The sequence below is a fragment of the Clostridium sp. ZS2-4 genome, assembly GCF_026719745.1.
Taxonomy (GTDB): Bacteria; Bacillota; Clostridia; order Clostridiales; family Clostridiaceae; genus Clostridium_H.
Window position 1 is genome coordinate 49,451 of record NZ_JAPPRQ010000048.1, and the last position, 6,686, is coordinate 56,136.

A 6,686-nucleotide genomic window follows, 5' to 3' on the forward strand; every position below is an offset into this window, starting at 1 on the left:
TTATTTAGTCTACATACAATATATAAGCTAGTATAAAAATTTAAAAATAAGAAAAATATATTTAGCATGTCAAAAGATCACTCACCACCTTCAAGCCACTTCTAGAAAGTGGGCATTGAACACCATTTTCTAATTCTATATAAACATTATTAGGACTTTTATTTATGTTCCTTATATAATTTTTATTTACTATAGTGGTTTTATGCACTTGAATAAAATTATCATCTAAAGAATTCTTCAGTTCTTTTAATGTACTGTAAAATTCTATTCTATTATTACATGTACAGAGCATAATTTTTTTGCTGTTTTTTATGGTTTCAAAATAAATTATGTTTTTAATAGGTATATTAGAAATTTGAATACCGAATTTAACCTGAAGTTTCTTTTCTTTATTTTCTTGTGTATTTTTACATATTATATTTGTTGCAATAGAAAGACTTTCTTTCAGCTGTTTACTTAAATTATCGCTTTTATCTATAAATTCTAAAACCCGCAGCTTATATTGAAAAACTTTAAAGCTCATTTCTAAATGACTAGTGACAAAAATCATTTCACCACCATAATTATCTAATTTTCTAATTTCTCTGCCTAATAACAAGCCATTTTTTTCTTCATTTAAATCAATATCTAATATATATACTTTTTTTTCAATAGGATTATTTTTAACATATGTAATAATATCCTTTGAATTATTAAAAGTTTGTACACTAAAATCTTTAAAATCAATTTCATCATAAAATTGATTTACTATGTTTTTTATAAGCTTTACTGTTCTTGAACAATCATCATAAATAAGTATGTTTATCATAAAATATCCTCCATCCTTAGTAAAATTAATATTTATTCATCTCTACTTTTAATGTTAAACTTATTTCTTCTGGATACTTCTTTTTTATTTCTTCATAGGTAGGCGTATATCCAAGCATATTATCTATATCTAAATCACTGTCACCACTTGGGCCTACATATACTTTAAACCTCCTCACATCTTTTGGAAAAATCTTTTCAATAATAGATTTTAATTCTTCATATGCTGCTTCACGCCAATATACATCTCAGCAATTTTAAAAACATCCAAAGTTTATTCTTTTGTTTTTTCATCAATTTTTCCCTCCAATTTTCTAAATCATTAAGGTTTCTTTATTAAGCCGCAAAGCTTGTCCCGCCACTTTTTTTTCCCTCTTCAAGTATTTTTATTTTCATGACATATTAGCTTATTTACTTTACTGTCATCTCCATTCATGATTGCTGTAAGTAATCCTCTTTCAAGTTTTGTAATGTTCAGTAAATTTTTCAGCTTTTTAAGCTTTTGAAAAACAAAAAAGCTAACCACATAGTAGTTAGCCGGTTAGGCTACTGCATCCACATGACATAAGCGTCCAAATATAGTCATGCTTCTTCTGCTCTAACATAAATCTTAAAATTAATATATTTACTTATATTTCTATCTTCCTATAAGCTGCTTTCAAATAGACTATGTAGAGATAGTTGGTGTATACCTATATTTTCTTTATTTTATAATATTTTCGATGTATTTCTTGTCGAAATTTGTAACTTTATTTATTTTTTTGTTTTTTTATTCAATAAAAATAGTTCCTTAAAGTTCCCTTTTCCATTTTTAAAAAATTGGCGTAAAACAATACATTTTACGCCATAATGTTTAAAAAATTTTTAGTTACTGCACTGCCTTAAATGCTTCTTCTAAATCTTCGATAATATCATGGATATTCTCTGTACCAATGGATAGACGGATGGTATTTGGCTTGATTTTCTGCTCTAACAATTCTTCTTCTGTGCACTGGCTATGTGTGGTAGTTGCAGGATGAATAGCTAAAGATTTCACATCTGCCACATTGGCAAGTAAGGAGAACAGTTCCAGGTTATCAATAAAATCTTTTGCCTTTTGAGCATCTCCCTTTATCTCAAAAGTAAAAATAGAACCACCACCATTTGGCAGATACTTCGCATATAAACTCTTCTGTTCTTCATCCTCTGATACAGACGGATGATGTACCTTTTCTACCTGTGAATGGTTACTTAAATACTCAACTACCTTCAAAGCATTTTCCACATGACGCTCTACTCGAAGAGATAAGGTCTCTAATCCTTGCAGGAAGAAAAATGCGTGGAATGGAGATAAAGTTGCTCCTGTATCACGAAGGAGGATTGCACGAATCTTTGTCACATAAGCTGCTGCTCCTACTGCCTTGGTAAAACTTATTCCATGATAACTTGGATTCGGTTCTACTAAAGATGGAAACTTACCAGATGCTTCCCAGTCAAATTTTCCACTGTCAATAATAACACCACCAATTGTTGTTCCATGACCTCCAATAAACTTGGTAGCAGAATGTACTACGATATCTGCACCATATTCGATTGGGCGGATCAGATACGGAGTTGCAAATGTATTATCCACCACCAATGGAATGTTATGCTTGTGAGCAATATCGGCAATTGCTTCGATATCCACCACTTCTGAACGTGGGTTTCCAATCGTTTCAATATATATACCCTTTGTATTCTCCTGAATTGCTGTTTCTATTTCTTCATAATTGAACGGATCCACAAAGGTTGCTGTAATTCCATATTCCGGCAAAGTATGCTTTAATAAGTTATAAGAACCGCCATAGATATTTTTTGCTGCTACGATGTGCTCTCCTGCATGAGCTAAATTCTGAATTGCATAGGAGATTGCTGCCATTCCAGAAGCAACTGCTAATGCTGCTACACCACCTTCTAATGCTGCAATTCTCTGTTCAAATACATCCTCTGTCGGGTTGGTCAATCTTCCATAGATATTACCTGCATCTGCTAATCCAAATCTTGCTGCTGCATGATCACTGTTGTTAAATACATAAGAAGATGTCTGATAGATTGGAACCGCTCTTGCTCCTGTTGCTGGATCTGGATTTTCCTGTCCTACGTGTAACTGTAATGTTTCAAATTTAAGATTTCTTTCTGCTCTTGTTTTCTTACTCATAATAAATTCCTCCTGTTCTATATAAAGTTCGATATTTTGAATTTGTTTTTATCTGTAATGTTTTGCCTGCTATTTATTGTTCCCACACATGACACTATAAATTGCAGTTCGTCTATGACCTTTAACTACTCTCATCGAATCATCTCCGTTTCATTTAATTTCTATCAATTTATAAAGAAATAATATCACGCCTTTCCTTATATGTATAATATATAAAACAGACTGCTCGCTATAGTTATTATCTATAACGAGCAGTCGTAATTCATTTTCATTATTTTTTCATTTTAATGTGTATATCTTCTAGTCTTTTCATATATTTCTACAAAGTTTCATACTGCTTCAAAATCTATAACACGAAGTCCTTATATTTTGCAATCTCTTCTAAATACTTCTGTCCCAAAGGGCTGATGGCTACACCTTTTCGCGAAAGATAGCCTATTGTCATTATCTCATCAGACTTCAATGGTATCGCACAGTAGTCAGAACCATTTAATCCTTCACATATAATGCCTGAGCATAATGTATAACCATTTAATCCAACCATCAGATTCAGCAACGTGGCTCTGTCATTAGCCTTAATTAATCGCTTGTATTCATAAGTACTTAACACTTCTTCTGCAAAGTAAAATGAATTATACGTTCCCTGTTCAAACGAGAGACACGGGTATTCTTCCAGTTCTTCTAATGAAATTTCCAATTTCCCTGCAAGGGGATTGCCTTTCCACATATATACATAAATGCCGCACTGTAAGATTTCATGGAACTCCAAATTATATTCGTTAAATAGCTTCGTTAATACCTTTCGATTAAAATCATTTAGATACAAAATACCGATTTCACTTTTAAAGTTCTTTACATCTTCAATTACTTCATAAGTTTTAGTTTCATGAATTGCAAACTCATATTCATCCATACCAAACTGCTTTACCATCTCTACAAAAGCATTTACTGCAAATGTATAGTGCTGCATGGATACACTGAATTTCTTTTTCACATTCTTCTTTTCTATGTATCTTGATTTCACCAGCTGATACTGTTCCACTACCTGCCTTGCATAACCTAAAAATTCCTTACCTTCCGGTGTTACTATAACTCCTTTGTTTGTTCTTTTAAATAATTCAATACCGATTTCTTCTTCCAAATCTTTTATCGCAGCAGAGAGACTTGGCTGTGCAATAAACAAAAGTCTTGCTGCTTCATTCATGGAATTTGTATCAGATATCGTGATTGCATATTTTAATTGTGTTAATGTCAAATTATCTCCTCTTTTCTTCTTATTGTTTTTATAACACAATCACCCTATAATTTTATAATTATTTTTAATTGAAAATCTATAGTAAAAATATAATCTTTTCTATTTATGCATTAAAACCCTAAATACAACAAATACATTCCCATAATAATTACCAAAACACCTAAAACAATTTTAAGAATTCTTCCTGCTGCCATAGTCTTATTAGACATACTAAGCTGCTGAACCAAACCTACTGAAGTTCCTGCAATAATGATTAAAACTGAATGACCTATAGAATACAGCAAAAGCATCAAGGCACCAAGGGTTACATTTCCTTTCTGTGCCACAAAAGCTAGTATTGCTGCAAGAACTGGAGTAGAGCAAGGCGAAGACAATGCCCCTCCTAGAATTCCTAAGAAGAATGCTCCCCCAAAGCCTCTTCTTCTGTTTGGCATTTTGCAGGCTTTATTATGACTTCCTATTACTCCTAATAATTGAAGCCCTACTAAAAGCATTATAGCTCCCAACACTAAGTACCACCACTTGCCTGTTATATTCATAAACTTGCCAAGTAGGGAAAAAGTAACTCCAAGTGCAGTAAAAGTAACAACTACTCCTATTGAAAAGAATAGTGAATACTTAAAGGCTGTCTTTTTATCCTTTGTTCCTGTTTCTCCTACATAACCAATAACTAATGGAAGTGTGGACAATATGCAGGGACTAAAGGAGGATACTATTCCTGCTAAAAAAGAAACTGCTAAAGCTATATATACATTGTTTGAGATCAAATTTGAAAAATTGTTTAATAGTTCACCCATTACTCTACTCCCATTGCTTTTAGCACCTCAGTTACTTCTTCTTCTGACATATATCCTTCCTGTCTTAAAAACAATTTACCATTTTCATCCAAGAAAATCATAGTAGGTACAACTCTAATAGAATATTTTTCTGCATACTCTGCAGCCTTCTCTTGTATATTGCTATCATCTAAATACACAACTCCAGCTATCAATTTATCTTTATATTTTTTATCTATACTCTCCATTACAGGATACATCTGTGCACATGCCGGACAGGTTGTAGTGGCTAATTCCATTACTACAGGCTTTTTAACTTCCCCTTTTTCTACTGCAATTATTTTATCTAAATTATTAGTTAAAGCTGCCTGTTCATTACCTTTTTTAAAGTAAACATTCTTACCATAATAAATTCCAACAACAGCCATCAACAGAACGACTATTATAGTTATTTTTGTCCACTTTTTCATACTCTAACCTCCTGATAATATTATAGTATTTTTCTAGTAGATTAACATTTATAATTCATATGCATATATAAGAATATGCGAATATATTAATGTAATAATTATTATATATTAATTATTATTCAAATATCAATTAAATAATAATTAATATTTTGTAAATGAACTTCCCTGCTATTGCTTAAACTTTGCTCCTGATTCTCCTACATATCCAATAACTAATAGAAGAGTAGACAATATGCAGGGACTATATGAATTTAAGTTCTCACCCTCATCTATAAAATTTCTCCCATTTTATTTAGTAACGAGGTTATACTTAGCAGCAATTTTAAAAACATCCAAAGTTTATTCTTTTGTTTTTTTATCAATTTCCCCCTCCATAGTTGCTACTATGACCCCTGGGATCATAGCAGCAACTGGAAGTTTCTGTTTGCTACTATATGTTATAATATCATAACAGTGTAGTTGTTTTTAGGAGGTAATAATAATGAAAAAAAAATCATTACTTGCACTAATATTTATAATAATCTCTGTAATTTTATTGATAATTTGTATCAATAAAAAAAATAATACTTATGACCTTCCACCAGAATATAGTCATAATTTATTTTTGTTAACAAGTAGATATGAAGAAATGTATGAAAAATTAAAAGATAAACCTTTAGATATAAATAACGTACTATACTTAAAAAAAGAATTGTCTACAATAAAGCAGTATTCATCAAAAATTAATGAGTTTATAACCGATGATTCTTTAGAAATAACTACATATTTATTTCTAAAAAACATAAATTATCTTGAGAATAATTATAAAAAGCATAATAAATTTAATCAAGAATCTATTGAAATTTATAGATTTACTTTAGATAAAACAAATCAATTAATTAATATAATTTATGAAGAGTATTATGATAAAGAATTTCATTATGGTGGAAATGGAATAGAGCCTAAAACTTTAGATAAACAGAATGAACTAATTAAAAGCCTAATTAGAACTAATATTCAGTTTAATATTATTTAAAACTAAAAGGGGGACCCCCATAGCCATCAACCTAAATATTATTAGAACTCTAGGATTACCTTGTAGTGGTATACTAAAGTTGTAACACCTCAGTCGAATAAATGATATAATTTATTTCAGAAAAGAGGTTACGACAATGAAAAAACGAAGATACGAATCAGAATTTAAAAATAAGATTATACGCCTT

General features: G+C 30.7%; 8 protein-coding genes and 1 riboswitch. Of the genes, 1 reads left to right on the forward strand and 7 read right to left on the reverse strand.

Annotation, left to right across the window (positions count from 1 at the left end):
• Positions 1 to 61: 61 nt before the first annotated feature.
• From OIO11_RS08930 to OIO11_RS08960, 7 genes are all read right to left on the reverse strand, one after another.
• Positions 62 to 808 carry a LytR/AlgR family response regulator transcription factor gene (locus tag OIO11_RS08930; protein WP_268071102.1) on the reverse strand — a complete coding sequence of 249 codons (747 nt, stop codon included), beginning with the start codon at positions 806 to 808 and terminating at the stop codon, positions 62 to 64.
• A 25-nt stretch (positions 809 to 833) separates the two neighbouring features.
• Positions 834 to 986 (reverse strand): hypothetical protein, encoded by a 153-nt coding sequence (locus tag OIO11_RS08935; RefSeq protein WP_268071103.1) that lies wholly within the window; start codon positions 984 to 986, stop codon positions 834 to 836.
• A 197-nt stretch (positions 987 to 1,183) separates the two neighbouring features.
• Positions 1,184 to 1,333: a hypothetical protein gene (locus OIO11_RS08940; RefSeq protein ID WP_268071104.1), complete on the reverse strand. Its 150-nt coding sequence runs from the start codon at positions 1,331 to 1,333 to the stop codon at positions 1,184 to 1,186.
• Positions 1,334 to 1,416, reverse strand: a riboswitch (cyclic di-GMP riboswitch).
• 259 nt (positions 1,417 to 1,675) lie between these two features.
• The gene (locus OIO11_RS08945) at positions 1,676 to 2,983 is read right to left on the reverse strand and encodes an O-acetylhomoserine aminocarboxypropyltransferase/cysteine synthase family protein (RefSeq protein WP_268071105.1); all 1,308 of its coding nucleotides are present in this window, start codon (positions 2,981 to 2,983) and stop codon (positions 1,676 to 1,678) included.
• Between the two features lie 346 nt (positions 2,984 to 3,329).
• A complete protein-coding gene (locus OIO11_RS08950; RefSeq protein WP_268071106.1) occupies positions 3,330 to 4,238 on the reverse strand; it encodes a LysR family transcriptional regulator in 909 nt (302 codons plus the stop codon).
• Between the two features lie 110 nt (positions 4,239 to 4,348).
• Entirely contained in the window at positions 4,349 to 5,035 is a 687-nt protein-coding gene (locus OIO11_RS08955; protein ID WP_268071107.1) for a cytochrome c biogenesis CcdA family protein, read from the reverse strand.
• Complete coding sequence (locus OIO11_RS08960; protein WP_268071108.1) at positions 5,035 to 5,484, reverse strand: thioredoxin family protein; 450 nt, start codon at positions 5,482 to 5,484, stop codon at positions 5,035 to 5,037. Before OIO11_RS08960 ends, OIO11_RS08955 begins: the two co-directional genes overlap by 1 nt.
• A gap of 481 nt (positions 5,485 to 5,965) precedes the next feature.
• Here OIO11_RS08960 and OIO11_RS08965 point away from each other — a divergent pair, with 481 nt between their 5' ends.
• Complete coding sequence (locus tag OIO11_RS08965; RefSeq protein ID WP_268071109.1) at positions 5,966 to 6,499, forward strand: hypothetical protein; 534 nt, start codon at positions 5,966 to 5,968, stop codon at positions 6,497 to 6,499.
• The last annotated feature ends 187 nt before the right edge of the window (positions 6,500 to 6,686 follow it).